The organism is Bacteroidota bacterium, from assembly GCA_016715425.1.
Lineage (GTDB): Bacteria > Bacteroidota > Bacteroidia > Chitinophagales > BACL12 > JADKAC01.
Map to the genome: position 1 here is coordinate 542428 of JADKAC010000008.1, position 17553 is coordinate 559980.

Consider the following 17553-nt stretch of genomic DNA (forward strand, 5'->3'; position numbering starts at 1 on the left):
AACAATGAATACATGATACCGGTTACTAAACCTTACTTGCCAAAAAGAGAAGTATATGATAAATATCTTGATGGAGTTTGGCAACGTCAATGGCTAACAAATAATGGCCCATTGGTTAATAAGTTTGAATTGCAACTCAAAAGTTATTTAAATATAAGGCATCTACTTTTTGTCGGTAATGGAACTTTAGCACTCCAAATTGCCATTAAAGCTTTAGGCTTAAAGGAGGAAGTAATTACTACACCTTTTTCCTATGTGGCAACAACAAGCAGTATTGTTTGGGAGGGATGCAAACCTGTTTTTGTTGATATTGATGAACATACTTTAAATATTGATCCATCAAAAATTGAAGCGGCGATTACTGAAAATACAAGTGCTATTTTAGCTACACATTGTTTCGGTAACCCATGTGATATTGATGCAATTCAAATAATTGCTGATAAGCATAAACTTAAAGTAATTTATGATGCAGCACATTGCTTTGGAACATTATATAAAGGTAAAAGCGTGTTTCATTACGGAGATATAAGTACAACTAGTTTTCATGCAACTAAACTGATGCATTCAATTGAAGGTGGTGCAGTATTTACATCTAATCCTGATTTATTGAAACGTATGGCTTATATGCGCAACTTCGGACATGATGGACCTGAAAAATTTAATGGCGTTGGTATAAATGGTAAGAATTCTGAGTTTCATGCTGCGATGGGATTGTGTGTTCTTGATGATATAGAGGATTTATTGGTAAAAAGATATGAACTATCCCTGCACTATGACAGTCTTATAAAAAATTTAAAAAACATAAGAAGACCATTACTGCAGGCCGGGGCAGATTATAATTATGCATATTATGCTGTGATTTTTGAATCAGAATCTGTTTTGATTGCTATTAAGAAAGCATTAGAGAGAAACGAGATTTTTCCAAGAAGGTATTTCTTTCCTTCTTTATCTGGTCTGCTATATGTTAACAAGGTTGTAACGAAGTTTTCAGATTCTATAAGTAGTAGGATTCTGTGTTTACCATTATATGATTCATTAACCTTTGAAGAGCAAGATATGATTTTTAGAATAATAAACCGAGCAATTAATTATGGTTAATGATACACCCATTTTTATCATAGGAAATCCGAGGTCAGGCACATCGCTTCTTAGGTTAATGCTACATTCACATCCTTTGATATCTATACCTCCCGGAATCACATTTTTCTTTGGCTTGAAGAAAAATACTCTAATTGGGATATATCTTATTTATCAGACTTTTAATTGATTTAACAATTAGTCGCAAATTTGAGACGTGGGATATAGATGAAATCAGTTTACAAAATTATTTATTTAAAGAGAATCCTGAAAGCTACTCGAGTTTAATTGCTCATGTGTATTATTTTTTTGCAATAGTTAATAATAAAAAAAATATCACTTATTGGGGAGATAAAAATAAGTTATGGAAGGAAAAACTCGATAAAGTATTTTTCTATTTTCCTAAAGCTAAGTATATCCATATTATACTTGATGGTAGAGATGTAGCGTGTTCATATCTTGAATTAAAGGATAAAAATTCCCATTCAAAATATTTCCCGAAACTGCCATATCAAATAGAGGAAATTTCTGAACGATGGAGAAACAATATTACATTTATTGAAAATTACTTGTCAAAAATTAGTAATGAAAATAAATTAGTGATAAAGTATGAAATGCTAGTTTCTGATACAAAGTATATTCTAAGTAAAATATTTGATTATTTAGAGTTGGATTACTCAATTTTATCAGAAGGTTATTATCTTAATAAGAAATTCGAAGATATAGAACCATCTGAATTCAAAGCCTGGAAATATAAATTATTAGAAGCACCAGATATTAATAATATTTCAAAGTATAAAAGAATATTAACAGAAGATGATCAACGTAATTTTAATAGAATAGCGGGTGTGTTTTAAAAAAGTATGGTTACTAATGAAGACTTCAAAAGAATATTATAATGCAATTTCATCTAACTATCAAGATATTGCGAAAAAAGAAGTTTATATATTAATGCTGTGGATGAAATAATTGTGAATAAATTTAGAAATAAGCAAGTTTTAGACTATTTGGATGTAGGCTCCGGAGACGGTATAAGAGCAATTTCAATCGCTAAAAAGATAGCATGTAAAAAAATAACATTGGTAGACAATAGTGAGATTTTACATAGTTGTAGAAATTTAACTTCAGATATTAATATAAGTTTAAACCTAATTAAGTCTTCGATTTGTGAAATTCAAATTACTAAAAAATATGACTTAATAACATGCTTATGGAATGTGTTAGGTCATTTAAATGATATTGATGAAAGAGAAAGGACTTTCTTGAAATTCAAGAAAGTCCTTTCAAAGCATGGAAGTTTGGTTATTGATGTAAATAATAGATATAATATTTCAAATTATGGTTATGTAAATGTAATGCATAATCTATCAAGAGATATATTGAATGACCTTAACAGCGGCTGGTTTACTCTTAATATTGGAAATGATAGCACTAATGTTTATATACATGCACCATTGGAGATAGATGCCATGTGTAATAAAGTTGGACTTAAAGTGAGCCAAGTAATTTATATTGATTACAATAGTGGTGAGGTCAAGGATACATTTTTTGAAGGTCAGTTGCTTTATATAATTAGTCATGCTTAAGATTGATAATCCAGTCGTCAGCATTAGGCTAATGGTCTATAATAATGTATTATATATAAAGCAAGCATTAGATGGAATTTTAATGCAAATATTGAATGGATCTTACGAAATTGTAATTGGTGATGATTTTTCAGATGATGGTACTTTTGAAATAATAAAGCAGTATGAATTAAAATATCCTCATTTAATAAAAGTACTTGAGCGAAATATTGGTGATGAATACTATCAAAGGAGGGTTAAAGGGAATCATCTCATTAACTTTATTGATATATTAAATAATTGTAAAGGAAAATATATTGCCTTATTAGACGGAGATGACTATTGGATAGATCCGTACAAATTGCAAAAGCAAGTAGATTTATTAGAAAATAATAAAAGATATTCAATAGTAGCACATGATGTAGGATTGCTTTATGATGGAGTTGAAGAAGTATATCCATTTCAAACAATATTTGATAAACAGGAATTTGGATTTATTGATGAATTTAATCATCATTTTATTTCTACTAAGTGTTCTTTTAGGAGAAGTGAACTGTACGGCTTGCCGCCTGCCTTCGAGAATAATTTGTTGGAGATATACCATTGGAATTATTCTTATTAACCAAAGGAGATGGTTTTACATAAACGAAGCGATGGGTGTAAAGCGGAGAAATAAAATTTAGCATAACTCAACAAAAGGACGAAAATCTAAACAGATATTTGGTATGTATTTAGTTTGGAAATATATCTTAAAATTTACCCCGCCAAATTATAGGTCCTTAGTGAAAGAACGAATTGCAGGCTATGAACGAGCTTTATGCCGTAAATATTTTTCATCTAATATTTTTAAATCATTATACTTTTTTTTTTTTCATTGTACCGATATCCTGGATATTATCGTAAAAGGCTATTTTGATGAATTTGAATTTATGTAAATGCCAGTATTAATTTTTAATTTTCTACTTTCCATTCCTTGTTTATTTGGTTATATATTTCTAGGAGAATATTTTAATTTTTGGTTATACCATATGTAGCCTATATGGTATTAAGTATGGATGCGAGATTCTTACCAGCCTTAATTATTCATTCAGTTGGTGGCAGTACCATATCTTATTTTATATTGGTGCTATGCATTGTAACTATTTTGTTAAATCAACATCATTTGGTCCGGCTTAAATTAAGTATTGCATACAAAATCTCATTGTTTATTGGTTTAAGTGCAATTTATTTATATTTATATAAAACTGTATTTCTGAGATATAATTTCATTGAATCATTAACTCCATTAAATTACACACTTGGTTTGTTACCCTTTTATTATGGGGTTATTATCTCAAAAGGTATGAATAAGGAAATTCTAAAATATGTTTTAATTGCGCTGATAGTTGCATTCATTTTAAACAACATTAAATCACTTGATACTACATTTCGTATTGTTTTTTTGTGTATCCTGTGGTAATAAGCATATTTGTGGATTACTTCATTAATCGAAAGAAGTCTTTGCATTTAAGATTTATACTGTTGTTGAGTTTAATAGTAGTATTTGTTTTTATCATCAATATTACTATCGCTTCTTTTACAATATTACTTAGTGTTGCTTTGGCAACCTTATTATAAATTAATAGTTACGGCAACAATAGTGTAAATATTAAAGGCAGGTTGATTAAAATCATGTTTTTCTTTTTAGTTGGATTTACAGGGCTTATTTTTTTACTTAGCAACTTTACAAATAACGGTTTGGCTATATTTAATGTTGACTCAAGCAATACAACTGGTAGTTTAAGCCAACGAATTATAGGCAAGGTATTTTCCGATAGAATTCCTTTATGGTCATCCGCAAGCGCCCAAATATTTAATGATTTTAATATTTTGCCACCTATTGAAGTAGGCACTATTAGGTTATTATATTATACGCAAGTTGAGCACTTTGCTGATTATGGCTCTCATAATTTGCTATTAGAACTTGTTAGGGTTAATGGGTTTATTATTGGATTGATTATTTTTTTCAATATATTTTTATAATACTATTGTCAAGTAGATTCCAGATAAGTAGATATTTATATACTCCTGAAAGGTTGATGGGGAAATACTTGAATGTATTTTCTGTATCCATTATTTCCGTGGGCTTTTTTGGGGCCTTTTTCGGACAGTTTACTTTATTCCCCGGATTTAGTTTTACTTTTTTTGCATTGGCAGGGATTGTTTATTATTATTCTGTAGTAAGAGAAAAGCAAATTAACATTACATGATTAAAGTCCTATGGTTTATAAATACACCATCATTGGCAGCAAGTGAATTGGGTATAAAAGTATTTAGTGGAGGTTGGTTAAGTGCGTTAGATACGGCACTTCAAGATAGAGTGGAATTACATGTAGCATTTCACTTTCCTAAACGTATTAATGTTATTAAAAAAGGAAGAACAATGTATTATCCTTTGACTCTTAAAAATGATAGGATAAGACTACTATTTAATAACTATTTTGGTCTCAATATAAAACAAAATATAAGTTCTCTTGAAAAAAAGTATAGTGATTTGATAAAAGATATTAATCCGGATATCATTCATATTCATGGGACTGAGAATACATTTGGGTTTGTTTTTAATGTAACCAAAATACCTGTAGTATTAACAATTCAAGGTTTTGTAAGTGCGGTCGTTGCTAAAAGTTTGCTTTATAATAATTGGAAATATTCAAAAGATTTGGCTGTCAAAATAAGAAGGTATAAATACTTATCGATGCTTGAAATGAATACAATACGAAACGCAAAATATATTATTTCAAAGTCGAATTGGAGTGATTTAGTGATAAATTCATTAAATATGGATGCTACATTATTTCATCAAAATAATATTTTGAAAAAGGAATTTTATTTGAATATATGGCAACCTAAAAAAGCACACTTAGGAGAATGGGTTATAACTACTGTATTGGGTGAATCAGTTATTAAAGGGTTAGATATTATTTTTAAAACTCTAATGTTGTTGAAAGATCTATCAATTAAAATCCGCTGGCAGATTATAGGTATAGATTCTGAATCTAAATTATTAAAATATTTTAGTTATAAAAGTAAGTACAAAGAGATTCATAGATGTATAGAATTGAAAGGTAAGTTAGGAGTGAATGAATTAATAAATTGTTTGATGAACACAGATATATACGTTATGACCTCAAGGATAGAGAATAGTCCTAACAATTTATCTGAGGCATTATTAATGGGCATCCCGTGTATATCTACGAATGTAGGAGGTGTGTCTAGTTATATTGAAGAAGATGTAACTGGTATAATGGTCCCGGACGGAGACCAATTTGCAATTGCCGGTGCTATTGTAAAATATATTAATAATTATGAATGGGCAATTAAACTTGGTGCGACAGCTCGTAAAAAATCCTTAGAACGTCATAGAGTGGATTATTTAGCTGATATACAATTGGAAATATATAATGACATATTAAAAGCTCAGGAATAATATATTTTGTTTCGCAAGATTTTACATAGAGCAGTATTATTTCTCAGGGGCTTAGATTTATATTTAGTTTGTTTAATATCTTCCAAATTAACCTATATAAAAACGTGGTTTTTAGAAATTCAAATTGGGAAAGGTGTTCTTTTTTATGGACTTCCAGATTTAGTTTGTTCCAGTCAATCAAAAGTTAAATTAGGCAACAATTGCACATTTAGATCCTATTATAAATCTAATTTGATTGGAATTAACAGAAGATGTATGATTTCAACTCATAACAATGCTAAACTGATAATTGGAAGTAATTGTGGTTTTAGTGGAACTGTCATTGGATGTTTTTCCGAAATAATCATAGAATCAAATGTAAAGTGTGGTGCAAATACACTAATTACGGATGGTGATTGGCATTTTAATGATGTAAGAAGTAGTCCCCCCCGGCCGATTTACATTGAAGAAAATGTTTGGATTGGTGTGAATGTAATAGTTTTAAAAGGGGTGAGAATTGGACGCAACTCGGTTATAGGGGCGGGCAGTGTTGTTACTAAAAATATTCCATCTAATGTTATTGCTGCTGGTAATCCATGTAGAGTAATTAAAAAAATAACACATTTCGATAATGCATGATGAATTATTTTTTATGAAAGTAAAAAAACAGATTATCGTATAATTAGTTAGAGTATATGGAATTATCTTCATATAGAAGTCAATTTAAATCTGAAGTAATAAAAGGTAATGGAATCAAAGGTTAGGATTTTTTGTGTTTATAAAGGAGCCTATCCTCATGGGGGGTATGGCAATGACGAATAGATTAAGGTTGTATGCCAAAGGACTCACTCAATTAGGGCATCAATTTATAACAGCTCCTGAAAAAGGAAAGGCAGATACCATTATGAAAGAAGATTTAATTAATCAAAGAGTTATTTATTGGAGAAAAAATTATTTATTTGACAATATATATTTTATACGAGATTTATTGAGTCCGGTAATGCGTATTAAATTATATTATATTTTATTTAAAGAAAGGAAAAATTATGATAAACTATTTTCATGTGGGTATAAATGGCCTCAATTAATACTTTTTATTCATTTCTCGACTGTTAGGAAAAAAAATTGTACTTGAATTAAATGAACTTCCTCACAGTGTAATAGCGAGTCGGATGCAAACCAGATTCACTAACAAAATTCATAGAAAAATTCTTTTTCAACTTATTTTCCCATTAATCAGTGGGTTTATTGTTATTTCAGAAAATCTAGTAAATATTGTTAAAGAGTTCAAAACCCGAAATGCTCAATTTGTCAAAATACCAATTTTAATTGATGATGAATGTTTAAAGAATGTGCAAATTTATGATCGTTTTGAATCACCTTTTATTTTCCACGCAGGAACATTAACAGAAGAAAAAGATGGGATACTTATAGTTTTTGAAGCCTTTTCTATAGTGACAACTACAACACATCCGAATTTGAGATTAATTCTTTCTAATTACACTACACTGCCAAAAGTTAAGGAAAATATACAAAGGATTATCGAACACTATGGGGTAAGAGAGAAAGTAAAATTTCACTCTCATTTAAATCAGATAGATCTTTTTGAGTATTATAGAAAGTGTTCAATGGTAATAATAAATAAACCGGATAATTTTCGAAATAAGTATAATTTTTCAACAAAGCTCGGGGAGTGTATGAATTTTGCTATTCCAATTATTGCAACAGATGTAGGTGATTCTTCAATCTATTTAAAGAATAACCATAATGTTTTGATAATCGAGGATAGCTATTCTTCAAATGAAGTCGCAAATCATATACGTAAGATTATGGATAACCCAAAGCAATCAGAACTGCTTGGAATAAATGCCTTTTCTACAGCGCAAGATAGTTTTAATTATAGTCTTCATAGTGATAAATTATCCAGTTTCTTTCAAAATTTATGAAATCAAGCATAAGAAACTTATTACGGATCATATAATTAATTCTTTTGGCTGGAAGACTGATCAAAAAGATTATTGTTTTCGAGAGTGATGACTGGGGAAGTATGAGGATGCCGAATTATGAAACATATCAAAAGTTGCTTCAGTATGGGATTAGAGTTGATAAATCGCTTTTATGATACACTCGATAGTTTAGAGAAAAAAGTAGATCTTGAGAGACTTGTAGAAGTTTTGATTCGTAATAAAAGTAATAGAGGAGAGGTTCCTATTTTCACATGTAATATGGTAATGGGTAATCCTAATTACGAAGCTATTGAAAATAACAATTTTGAAAAATTCTTTCATAGAAATTTATTTGATTCCTATACTTATTATTACAATGAGGATTTACGTCATATATGGGATTATGCTATTGAAAAAAAAATTTTAAAACCTCAATTTCATGCTCGGGAACATTTAAATATATCTCTTTGGATGAAAGATCTTAAAAATAATTTACACGATACACGGTTTGCTTTCAATAATGGTTTTTATGGTTTAAAGACTATTACTTCTTCCAGATTTCAAAATAATTATTTGGCTGCTTATTACGCTGAATCATTTGACCAGCTTGAAAATATTAAAATTACACTTGAGGATGGAATTAAAATGTTCCAGGATTTTTGGAAAATGAAACCTAGGTCTTTTGTTTGCTGCCAATTATATTTTACCTAAGGAATTAGAACTGTTTTTAAAATCTCTTGATGTAGATTTTATTCAAACACAATATGCGCATTTATCGCCTAGTATCACAAAGAATAGTTTACGAATAGCAAGACACTTTTAGGTCAAAGAAATAATTTTGGCCAAGTTTATTTAGTAAGGAATGTTTTATTCGAACCATATTTAAATCAAAATAAGGATTGGGTGAATTTTACACTTAAACAAATTTCGACTGCTTTTCTTTGGAAGAAACCAGCGATTATTTGTACTCATCGCATTAATTATGCAAGTAATATGTCTGTGGAAAATAGCAACATGTCTTTTCATAAGTTAAGTAATCTTTTACTTGAAATAAATAAGCGCTGGCCAGATGTCAGATTTATGAGCAGTGATGAGCTAGGAGAAACAATAATTAGAAATTAATGATGATAGCAATACATAATAGTCCAAACGGTTTTCATACTCGATGGATTGAATACTGTGTATTAAATAATAAATCTTATAAGATTGTAGATTGTTATAGCAATAATATTGTGGAGGAAATTAATGATTGTGATGGATTGATGTGGCATCATAATCATGCCGGTCCAAAGGATATCCTTTTTGCAAAACAATTGTTGTTTGCATTGGAACATTCAGGAATAAAAGTGTTCCCTGATTTTAATACCAACTGGCATTTTGATGATAAGTTGGGGCAAAAATATTTATTTGAAAAATTGGGAATAAAATCACCGGAGACATTTGTATTTTATACAAAAAATGGTGCATTGGATTGGATAGCAAAAACAACATTTCCTAAAGTATTTAAATTGAGATCCGGTGCAGGATCTTCTAATGTTAAATTGGCAAAAGATAAATCTTCTGCTATTAGATTAGTAAATAAAGCTTTTGGTAGTGGCTTCTCGCAATACCAGGCAATGGATTATTTAAAGGAAAGATTCAGAAAATATAGAAAAGGAAAAACAAATTTAAAAGATGTATTGAAAGGTGTGGTGCGTTTAGTAAAACCACTTGATTATGTTAAAGTTAGTGGTAAGGAGATTGGATATATCTATTTCCAGGAATTTATTCCCGGCAATGATCATGATATAAGAGTTGTAGTAATTGGAAATAAAGCATTTGCGATAAAGCGATTAGTGAGGAAAAATGATTTCAGAGCCTCAGGTGCCGGAGATATTTTATATGCAAAGGAATTGTTTGATGATGCATTGATAAAATTAGCTTTTGAAATTAATAATAAAATAAAAAGTCAATGCATAGCAATGGATTTTGTTTTTGATAATGTTAAACCTTTACTAGTTGAAATTAGTTATGGTTTCTCAAAAGCGGGATACGATGCTTGTCCCGGTTACTGGACAAATGATTTGAAATGGCATGAAGGGAAGTTTAATCCTTATGGATGGATGATTGAAAATTTAATTACAAATATGTCTGCTCCATGATTTTTTTTTTGAAAATATTAAACGATTTTAGTATTATGATTAGAAATCGAACAGACTTAAAGTATTATTTGAAGATGGATAGAATTGCTTTGAAAAGAAAAAAAAGAAGCCTCAATTATATCTTGAAAGATTTTTTTATTCCCGATTATATTTATCAATTTCAAAAAGCCTTAAGAAAAACAGAGTATTATTTCAATTTACGTTCTCTTTATTCTTTCCATTTATAATTCTTATTTGCCGGTCGTTTGCAGTTCTTCCGTGGTTTAGCGGCTCCACAATTGGAAATAATGTTTATATAGCTCCGGGTGTAAAAATTTATGGAGGAATAACAGTAGCTGATAATATTGCATTTGCAGCAAATGCTGCAGTAAATGATAATTGTCTGGAATCTAACATGCTTTATGGGGGAGTACCAGCTAAAAAGATTTGTCCTATTGATATAAAAAAATTATTGAAACATATAGGGAATGAATAGTTTTAATTTACTCTATGGTAATATTAAAGTTATAATCAATATTGATGTTAAAAATTTTATTTTTTATTATTTTTTGGTGCCTTCTACAGTTACGATAGAAAAACAATAGAGTTTTTGGGAATTAGGTTTTATCCTTTTATTAAGTAATTACTACTATAGGAGTATAGAATGTTTAAACAAAATATTTTTTGGTACAAACAAAAACATTTGCGCTCTCAGCAATATGTGCTATATACAGAGGCATTAACAAATTAGAAATTAAGTTTAGATGAAATTATGTTTCTCAATTGGAATAAAAGAAAAAAATTATTCAACATGCATATTCCAATAGCTCATTTTATAAAAGCTTTTATGATGAATCCGGATTTCATCCTTCAGACTTGAAGAATATGGATGATTGGAATAAAGTACCAATTATTGAAAAAGAACATATTCGAAATAATTCTGAGCAAATCATTGTGACTTTGCTTCCAAGAACAAGATTACTTAAATCAACCACAGGCGGATCTACAGGGGAGCCTTTGGTGGTATATAGAGATAGGCACTTTCCGGAAGAGATTTTAAAATGGCGAATGCTGAAGCATTGGGAGTTAAACCCGGGAGTTAATATGGGTATGATATGGAGAATCCCTAATTCAAATAAGACCTTTAAATATCGAACCATAAATAATGTTATATGGTGGCCGACTAAAAGGGTGAAGTTAGATGCCTCTTTTATAACAGAAGAAAAGTTGTGGGCATTTTATAACGATTCTAAAAAGTATTCTATAGAGATTCTACAAGGATATGTAGGAGGCTTAGAACAGTTTACAAATTTTGTATTAAAACATAAATTGAAATTACCCTCTGTTAAATTGGTTTGGGGAACGGCAGCTCCAATTTCAACTTTGCAAAAAACTTTATTTAGCGAAGCGTTTACATCAAACATATTGGATCAATATGCTTGTAGTGAAATTCATTTTGTTGCCGCTAATTGTCCTGGTGAAAATAATCTACATGTAAATATAGATTACCGCCATATTGATATTATTAATTCAGAAACTCAAAGAGTATGCTCCAATTATGAATATGGCGATATTCTTTTGACAGATCTTCAAAATGAAATATTTCCACTTATAAAGTATAGGGTGGGAGATAGAGCTAAATGGGAAAATTCAAGTTGTACCTGCGGTTGTGTTCTTCCCTTGATTTCTCCTGTTAAAGGAAGAATAAGTGATTATTTGGAAGTACCCGGATATGGGGTATTAAATGGTGAATTTCTTACAACAGTATTTGATCCTTATTATTTGATTGTAAAGCAGTTCCAGTTTATTCAAAGTAAGGATATGTCAATTAAGATTTCATTAGTTCCAAAAAACAACAAGGAGGATGCAGTTCATGTTGTTGAATTAATTATAGACCAACTAATTAAATTAACGAATGGTAAAGTGAATATCACTTATGCATTAGTTGAAAATATAGCTGATGAAAGGGGGAAAACAAGATTTATTATTAAGGACTATAGTTAGATTACGAAAATAAATGAAAGTCGTATTTGTTGCAGATTCTATGAAAGCAGGTGGATTACAACGAGTGATATCTATTATAACAAATCAACTTCAACTTATTCATGGTGTGGAAATAGGCATTCTCTTATTTAGCCGTCAACCGATAATGTACGACATCAACAATGCAATTCAGATAGTACAGCCTAAAAAAATAAGATTCAGTAACATCAAAATTATTAATGCATTAATGGTTTTGATTTATTTAAGGAGAAACTTAAAAAGAATTAAGCCCGATCATATTATAGGATTTCATGAACGATACAATGCACTCATAATATTAGCTTCCTTATTTCTAAAATCGAAGGTGCATGTTTCAAATCGTGCCTCACCTTTATCGAGTTTAGAAGGATATCGTGGGATTGTGAATCCAATTTTTTATAAGTGGGCAGATACAGTTATATTACAAACAGCTAAATCAAAAGAATTATTAGCTGCTTCTTATCGAGGATCTAATTTGGTTGTAATTAATAATCCTATTGATACTGTGAATACGGCAATTAAAACTGAAAGGAATAATATAATTATTAATGTCGGATCAATTGGAGGAATGAAAAATCAAAATTTATTAGTTGATTATTATGATGCAATAGACAATGTAGTTAAAAGGGACTGGCAATTACACTTTATTGGTGATGGTCCGAAATGTGAAGAGTTGAAAAAAAAATCAAAGAGTTAAATCTAAATAGTTCAATAAGTATTTTAGGATATAGAAGGGATATTAAGGAGTTAAATCTTAAGGCTTCAATTTTGCATTTACTTCATACTCTGAGGGGTTTCCAAATGCGCTTGCAGAAGCAATGGCTGCGGGTTGTGCATGTATTAGTTATGATTGTATTACAGGTCCGGCAGATTTGATTGATGACAATGTGAATGGTTTTCTTATACCACTTGGCAATGAGAAATTATATATCGAGAAATTGCGATTGCTAATGGAGGATGCTGATTTAAGAAAGCAGTTTGGCCTTGCAGACCGTGAAAAAATGAAGCAGTTCAGCACTGATAAAATTGCACAACAATATCTTGATTTTATTTTAACTTGAAGTAGTTGATTATTCTAATTAATACAGCAACAACTTTTAAAGGCGGTGGCGTACAGGTTGCCAAATCATTGATAGAAGAATTTAAAAATTTTACAGAGAATGATTATCATATTGTGTTAGGAGTAATGTTAAGTGAAATAATTGAAAATAAATCCTTCGGTGAAAATTTTCATTTTTATAATATTGGTTATAGACCGGCAAGCAGTATAACCACTTTTCGAAAAGCACAAAAGTATTTGAATGCGTTAGAGCAGAAAATAAATCCTGATGTGATAATTACAACAAGTGGTCCTGCATATTGGAAATCAAAAGAATCCACATATCATTGGATATAATTTACCTCATTACATATATTTTGATTCTCCATTTTTTAAAATAATAAGCGCATCTGAAAAACTGAAATGGAGATTTAAAAAGGATGGCTTATAAATTATTTTTTAAAAGAGATGCAGATGTACTTGTTGTACAAACGGAGGATATACAAAGCAGACTAACTAAAAAATGGCCTGATAAAAAAGTGAGGGTAGTTTCCAATACTTATAGCTCCTTATATGTTGTTCCAAGAAATGGATTACAAAAACTACCTGCAAAAAAAAAGGGTGAGTTTCGCTTGCTTACTTTAAGTGCATGGTACAAGCATAAGAACTTGTCAATTATTAATAAGATCATTGATGCAATGCCACCGGCATTATTAAATCGAATTCGTTTTGTTGTTACATTGGCACCATCTGATTTTGAAATGCATTTTCCTAAGGCATATCATGACTTTATAATAAATGTTGGTACTGTGCTTCCTGCTGACGGTCCTTCTTTATATGCAGAATGCGATGCAATGTTTTTACCGACATTATTGGAATGTTTTTCTGCTTCTTATGCAGAAGCAATGGCAATGAAAAAACCAATACTTACAAGTGATCTTGGCTTTGCACATACAGTGTGTGATGATGCTGCATTGTATTTTGATCCGATGAATCCGCAAAGTGTTATTGATGCAATTACTTTGTTAGTGGATAATGATGAATTGCAAAATACTTTGATTGAAAAAGGTATTCGCCGCTTAAATTATTTTGGTACAGCAAAGCAACGGGCAGAGCAATATCTTGATATTTGCAAAGCAGCAATACATGGTAACTAGAAAAATTGTTGTTGTTAATCAAGCTGTAAATTATCTTACCATTGGTTTATGCAATGCATTTGCAGAAAAGTTTGAAAAGGTTGATCTCATAACAGGAAGTATCCATGTACAGGGAGAGGAATTAAATTCTGTAATTAAAGTACATAACATTATTAAATGGAAGGAGCGTCCTGCTTCAAAAAAATTGTATGGTTACGTAATGGGTGCAATACAAATTTATTGGTTGCTCATTACAAGATTCAGAAAGCATGAAGTGTTTTTTATTTCGCTGCCACCAATGGGTTATTTGCTAAAATTATTTTTGCCCCATCGTTTTAGTATGTTGATTTGGGATGTGTATCCGGATGTATTTAAAATTACCGGAATGAAAGAGTCGCATTGGTTCTATAGTCTATGGGCAAAATGCAACAGAATAGTTTTTAAAAAAGCCTACCGGCTTTTTACAATTGGAAATAGAATGGCTGATTTATTATCGGTTTATATTGATAGAAGTAAAATTTTAATTACACCTATTTGGTCCATCTTTCAAACAAATTCGAAAGTAGAAAAAAATACAAATCCATTTATTATAGAACATAAATTGCAAGATAAATTTATTGTGCAGTATTCAGGTAATATCGGGCTTTACGCATAAAGTGGAAGTAATGGTACAGCTTTTGAAATATTAAAGGACAATAATGAAATTCTTTTCCAAATTATTGGTCGTGGCTCTCGTGTTCCTCACTTGCAAAAATTGGTAGAAGAAAAGGATTTACACAATTGCGTATTCCTTCCATTTCAAACCGATGCTATGTTTCCTTATTCACTTTCGGCTGCTGATCTTGGTGTAGTAATCTTAGATGAAACCACTTCGAAAGGAAGTGTGCCGAGCAAAACTTATAACCTGATGAGTTATTGTATCCCTGCATTATTTATTACAGCAAAGATTCTGAATTACACGATTACAGTTTGCATTTTAATAATGGAAAAAGTTTTGACAGCAATGAATTAAATCAGGCAGCAGAATTCATAGTGCAATTATCGAAAGACTCTGAATTGCAATCTCTGTATTCAGCAAATGCATTAAAAGCTGCTCAGGATTTTAGAAGGCCTAATGCAGATAAAATTGTAGAGTTGTATTTATCAGAGCAAACACTTTAAAAATTTTGAGCACAGTTAAAACAAATCTTCAGAACAATCTTAAAAATCTCCTCGGTTGGAAAACCAACAAAAAACTCATTTTATTTTCTGTAGATGATTACGGTAATGTGCGTTTAGATTCTAAAGAAGCAAGAGAAAACTAGATACAACAGGATTATCAACCCTTCCCGCTTTGATGCTCATGATACTTTGGAGACAAGAAAGATTTGCCATTACTCAATGCAACATTATCTCCATAAAAGACAAAGAATAATAAGTCAGCAGTATTTACACCTTATGTATTAGTCCCGCAATATTGCATTTGAAAAAATGGCAGAACAACTTTTTCGGAATATGCTTTGTGAATTGTTACCGGTGACTTATAAAAAACTAACAAAACAATGCTTGATGCATATTCAGGTGCATCGGAATTATGGCAGCAAGGCATTGCAACAGGATTAATGGCTCCACAATTTCACGGCAGAGAACATTTAAATTTAAGTGTTTCATCTAAAATTAAAAACAAAGACGCAGATATTCTTGCCGCATTAAAAACAATTCTACACTTGAATAAATACAAAAGGCTAAAGTAACATTGAAAGTTATACCTAAGCATTTGCATTTCAGGATGTTGAAGATTTAAAAACCTATCCTGAAATTATTAAGTCAGATTAGATGCATTTGAAAAGTATATATGGTCAAAGTGCTACTGTATTTACCTAAACCGTCCACCTGCACACAACAATTTCCCCATCCCCTCATTTGAACAGCTTATTATGGGAAAATGGAATTCAGGCAATGGATAAAACCACACCTGCAATGCAAAGAGAAAACGAAAATACAAACGGCAATGGAATACAAACTGGCATTAAAAGAAATAATAAAATCACCTTTAGGTGCGCAAGACGTCTTTGAACCAACTGATAATAGAAATATTGATTGAGCAGATTTTCATGCGACAAATAGCGGCAGATGTCAGATGGAATAAACCCGCGAATACCAGTCCGCACTGAGTAAATTTTTTGTGTCATATAGATTCAAAAATCGGAAACAGGATGAAATAGCCGCATTAAAGTCATTATTACAACAAATTGTAAAGCGTTGGCCGGATGTAGAATCTTGTTTCAGCAGAACCTGTAGATCACTAATCGGAGAAATCTATAATAATTGAAAAATACATTTTTGAATTCAATGTCAACAAATGTTAAAATTTGTGTGATCTTTTCTTTGTTCCTGAAAGAAGAAAGAACCAAAGAATTAAGGCTGTACAGTACTTTTGACCCCTTACACAACATGAATTTTTGCGTCAAATACAGTTGCGTTGCGCTGCTTTATTTCTGTATTGCTTAATACAAAGGCTTACACACCCCCTTGCTTGAATTCTAAAGAAATCCTGTGTGGCCGATGAATCATCCAGTTCTTTGGGAAAATGTTATGGTATCCAGAAATTCTGATCCAAGCGAAATGACCTTATAAATTTTGGCGTTTGCCTGCCCGTCCGGTAGGCAGGTTTTTATACAGTCTTTGATTTTTGTTTCTTTGCATCAAGGCAAAAAGAAAACGGTTTAAAAATGAAAAGCCATCTACTATATCTCTCAGTATAAATCATAATGTATCAAACACTTCCATTAAATATGCAATTGATTTTAGCAGCAGTATTTCTTTTTGCTTTTGCTTTCGCCTTTGCTTTTAATTATTTCTATAATTCTCTACTTCACAAATAAATAAAAGCGTATTCTTCGTCAGGATCGTCCCGGTTATAGGGAAAAGAAAATTTGTATTGTAAAATTCAAATTTATGAATGACAACAGAGATTCCAATGAGATTTATTACCCGATAATAAACGACTTACTGTGATTTAAATTTATTCGCAAAACATCTATTGATGAATTGCCGCAGTTGTGGAATGTATTAACTGGTGATATGAGTTTAATTGGTCCACGACCACCGTTATATAAATACATTCTATTGTATTCCGATGAACAACGCAGACGACATCTTTGTAAGACCGGGCATTACTGGTTGGGCACAAGAATGGCAGAAACAGGCTTAGTTGGAAT

The 17553-nt window shown here is 30.8% G+C and carries 19 protein-coding genes and 2 pseudogenes; all 21 read left to right on the forward strand.

Annotation, left to right across the window (positions count from 1 at the left end; translation table 11 throughout):
- Positions 1–12: 12 nt before the first annotated feature.
- A complete protein-coding gene (locus tag IPN31_16375; GenBank protein ID MBK8683450.1) occupies positions 13–1098 on the forward strand; it encodes a DegT/DnrJ/EryC1/StrS family aminotransferase in 1086 nt (361 codons plus the stop codon).
- Positions 1091–1267 carry a sulfotransferase gene (locus IPN31_16380; GenBank protein MBK8683451.1) on the forward strand — a complete coding sequence of 59 codons (177 nt, stop codon included), beginning with the start codon at positions 1091–1093 and terminating at the stop codon, positions 1265–1267. The genes IPN31_16375 and IPN31_16380 overlap by 8 nt, the downstream gene beginning before the upstream one ends.
- Positions 1233–1934 (forward strand): sulfotransferase, encoded by a 702-nt coding sequence (locus tag IPN31_16385; GenBank protein MBK8683452.1) that lies wholly within the window; start codon positions 1233–1235, stop codon positions 1932–1934. Before IPN31_16380 ends, IPN31_16385 begins: the two co-directional genes overlap by 35 nt.
- A gap of 99 nt (positions 1935–2033) precedes the next feature.
- A complete protein-coding gene (locus tag IPN31_16390; protein MBK8683453.1) occupies positions 2034–2663 on the forward strand; it encodes a class I SAM-dependent methyltransferase in 630 nt (209 codons plus the stop codon).
- 31 nt (positions 2664–2694) lie between these two features.
- The gene (locus IPN31_16395) at positions 2695–3264 is read left to right on the forward strand and encodes a glycosyltransferase (protein MBK8683454.1); all 570 of its coding nucleotides are present in this window, start codon (positions 2695–2697) and stop codon (positions 3262–3264) included.
- Positions 3265–4313: 1049 nt separating this feature from the next.
- Positions 4314–4664, forward strand: coding sequence for a hypothetical protein (locus IPN31_16400; GenBank protein ID MBK8683455.1), 351 nt, complete (start codon positions 4314–4316; stop codon positions 4662–4664).
- A 223-nt stretch (positions 4665–4887) separates the two neighbouring features.
- Positions 4888–6111, forward strand: a complete 1224-nt coding sequence (locus tag IPN31_16405; protein MBK8683456.1) for a glycosyltransferase — start codon at positions 4888–4890, stop codon at positions 6109–6111.
- 255 nt (positions 6112–6366) lie between these two features.
- A complete protein-coding gene (locus tag IPN31_16410; protein ID MBK8683457.1) occupies positions 6367–6729 on the forward strand; it encodes an acyltransferase in 363 nt (120 codons plus the stop codon).
- Between the two features lie 533 nt (positions 6730–7262).
- Positions 7263–8036: a glycosyltransferase gene (locus IPN31_16415; protein ID MBK8683458.1), complete on the forward strand. Its 774-nt coding sequence runs from the start codon at positions 7263–7265 to the stop codon at positions 8034–8036.
- Between the two features lie 117 nt (positions 8037–8153).
- Positions 8154–8747 carry a hypothetical protein gene (locus tag IPN31_16420; GenBank protein ID MBK8683459.1) on the forward strand — a complete coding sequence of 198 codons (594 nt, stop codon included), beginning with the start codon at positions 8154–8156 and terminating at the stop codon, positions 8745–8747.
- Between the two features lie 410 nt (positions 8748–9157).
- Positions 9158–10177 (forward strand): hypothetical protein, encoded by a 1020-nt coding sequence (locus tag IPN31_16425; protein ID MBK8683460.1) that lies wholly within the window; start codon positions 9158–9160, stop codon positions 10175–10177.
- A gap of 864 nt (positions 10178–11041) precedes the next feature.
- Positions 11042–12160: a hypothetical protein gene (locus IPN31_16430; GenBank protein ID MBK8683461.1), complete on the forward strand. Its 1119-nt coding sequence runs from the start codon at positions 11042–11044 to the stop codon at positions 12158–12160.
- 13 nt (positions 12161–12173) lie between these two features.
- Complete coding sequence (locus IPN31_16435) at positions 12174–12875, forward strand: hypothetical protein (GenBank protein MBK8683462.1); 702 nt, start codon at positions 12174–12176, stop codon at positions 12873–12875.
- Between the two features lie 79 nt (positions 12876–12954).
- Positions 12955–13239, forward strand: a pseudogene (locus tag IPN31_16440) (glycosyltransferase).
- Positions 13240–13244: 5 nt separating this feature from the next.
- Complete coding sequence (locus tag IPN31_16445; GenBank protein ID MBK8683463.1) at positions 13245–13574, forward strand: hypothetical protein; 330 nt, start codon at positions 13245–13247, stop codon at positions 13572–13574.
- Between the two features lie 83 nt (positions 13575–13657).
- Positions 13658–14374: a glycosyltransferase family 4 protein gene (locus IPN31_16450; protein ID MBK8683464.1), complete on the forward strand. Its 717-nt coding sequence runs from the start codon at positions 13658–13660 to the stop codon at positions 14372–14374.
- Positions 14364–15008: a hypothetical protein gene (locus tag IPN31_16455; protein MBK8683465.1), complete on the forward strand. Its 645-nt coding sequence runs from the start codon at positions 14364–14366 to the stop codon at positions 15006–15008. Before IPN31_16450 ends, IPN31_16455 begins: the two co-directional genes overlap by 11 nt.
- 260 nt (positions 15009–15268) lie before the next feature.
- The gene (locus tag IPN31_16460; GenBank protein MBK8683466.1) at positions 15269–15514 is read left to right on the forward strand and encodes a hypothetical protein; all 246 of its coding nucleotides are present in this window, start codon (positions 15269–15271) and stop codon (positions 15512–15514) included.
- A gap of 5 nt (positions 15515–15519) precedes the next feature.
- Positions 15520–15657: a hypothetical protein gene (locus IPN31_16465; GenBank protein MBK8683467.1), complete on the forward strand. Its 138-nt coding sequence runs from the start codon at positions 15520–15522 to the stop codon at positions 15655–15657.
- 237 nt (positions 15658–15894) lie between these two features.
- Positions 15895–16086 carry a hypothetical protein gene (locus IPN31_16470; protein MBK8683468.1) on the forward strand — a complete coding sequence of 64 codons (192 nt, stop codon included), beginning with the start codon at positions 15895–15897 and terminating at the stop codon, positions 16084–16086.
- Between the two features lie 1204 nt (positions 16087–17290).
- Positions 17291–17553, forward strand: a pseudogene (locus IPN31_16475) (sugar transferase).

Excerpts from the sequence above, each read along its gene's own strand:
- IPN31_16375 (MBK8683450.1), top strand. The coding sequence starts at position 13 with ATGATACCGGTTACTAAACCTTACTTGCCAAAAAGAGAAGTATATGAT.
- IPN31_16380 (MBK8683451.1), top strand. The coding sequence starts at position 1,091 with ATGGTTAATGATACACCCATTTTTATCATAGGAAATCCGAGGTCAGGC.
- IPN31_16395 (MBK8683454.1), top strand. The coding sequence starts at position 2,695 with ATGGTCTATAATAATGTATTATATATAAAGCAAGCATTAGATGGAATT.
- IPN31_16400 (MBK8683455.1), top strand. The coding sequence starts at position 4,314 with ATGTTTTTCTTTTTAGTTGGATTTACAGGGCTTATTTTTTTACTTAGC.
- IPN31_16405 (MBK8683456.1), top strand. The coding sequence starts at position 4,888 with ATGATTAAAGTCCTATGGTTTATAAATACACCATCATTGGCAGCAAGT.
- IPN31_16410 (MBK8683457.1), top strand. The coding sequence starts at position 6,367 with ATGATTTCAACTCATAACAATGCTAAACTGATAATTGGAAGTAATTGT.
- IPN31_16415 (MBK8683458.1), top strand. The coding sequence starts at position 7,263 with ATGCAAACCAGATTCACTAACAAAATTCATAGAAAAATTCTTTTTCAA.
- IPN31_16420 (MBK8683459.1), top strand. The coding sequence starts at position 8,154 with ATGAAACATATCAAAAGTTGCTTCAGTATGGGATTAGAGTTGATAAAT.
- IPN31_16425 (MBK8683460.1), top strand. The coding sequence starts at position 9,158 with ATGATGATAGCAATACATAATAGTCCAAACGGTTTTCATACTCGATGG.
- IPN31_16430 (MBK8683461.1), top strand. The coding sequence starts at position 11,042 with ATGGATGATTGGAATAAAGTACCAATTATTGAAAAAGAACATATTCGA.
- IPN31_16435 (MBK8683462.1), top strand. The coding sequence starts at position 12,174 with ATGAAAGTCGTATTTGTTGCAGATTCTATGAAAGCAGGTGGATTACAA.
- IPN31_16450 (MBK8683464.1), top strand. The coding sequence starts at position 13,658 with ATGGCTTATAAATTATTTTTTAAAAGAGATGCAGATGTACTTGTTGTA.
- IPN31_16455 (MBK8683465.1), top strand. The coding sequence starts at position 14,364 with ATGGTAACTAGAAAAATTGTTGTTGTTAATCAAGCTGTAAATTATCTT.
- IPN31_16470 (MBK8683468.1), top strand. The coding sequence starts at position 15,895 with ATGCTTGATGCATATTCAGGTGCATCGGAATTATGGCAGCAAGGCATT.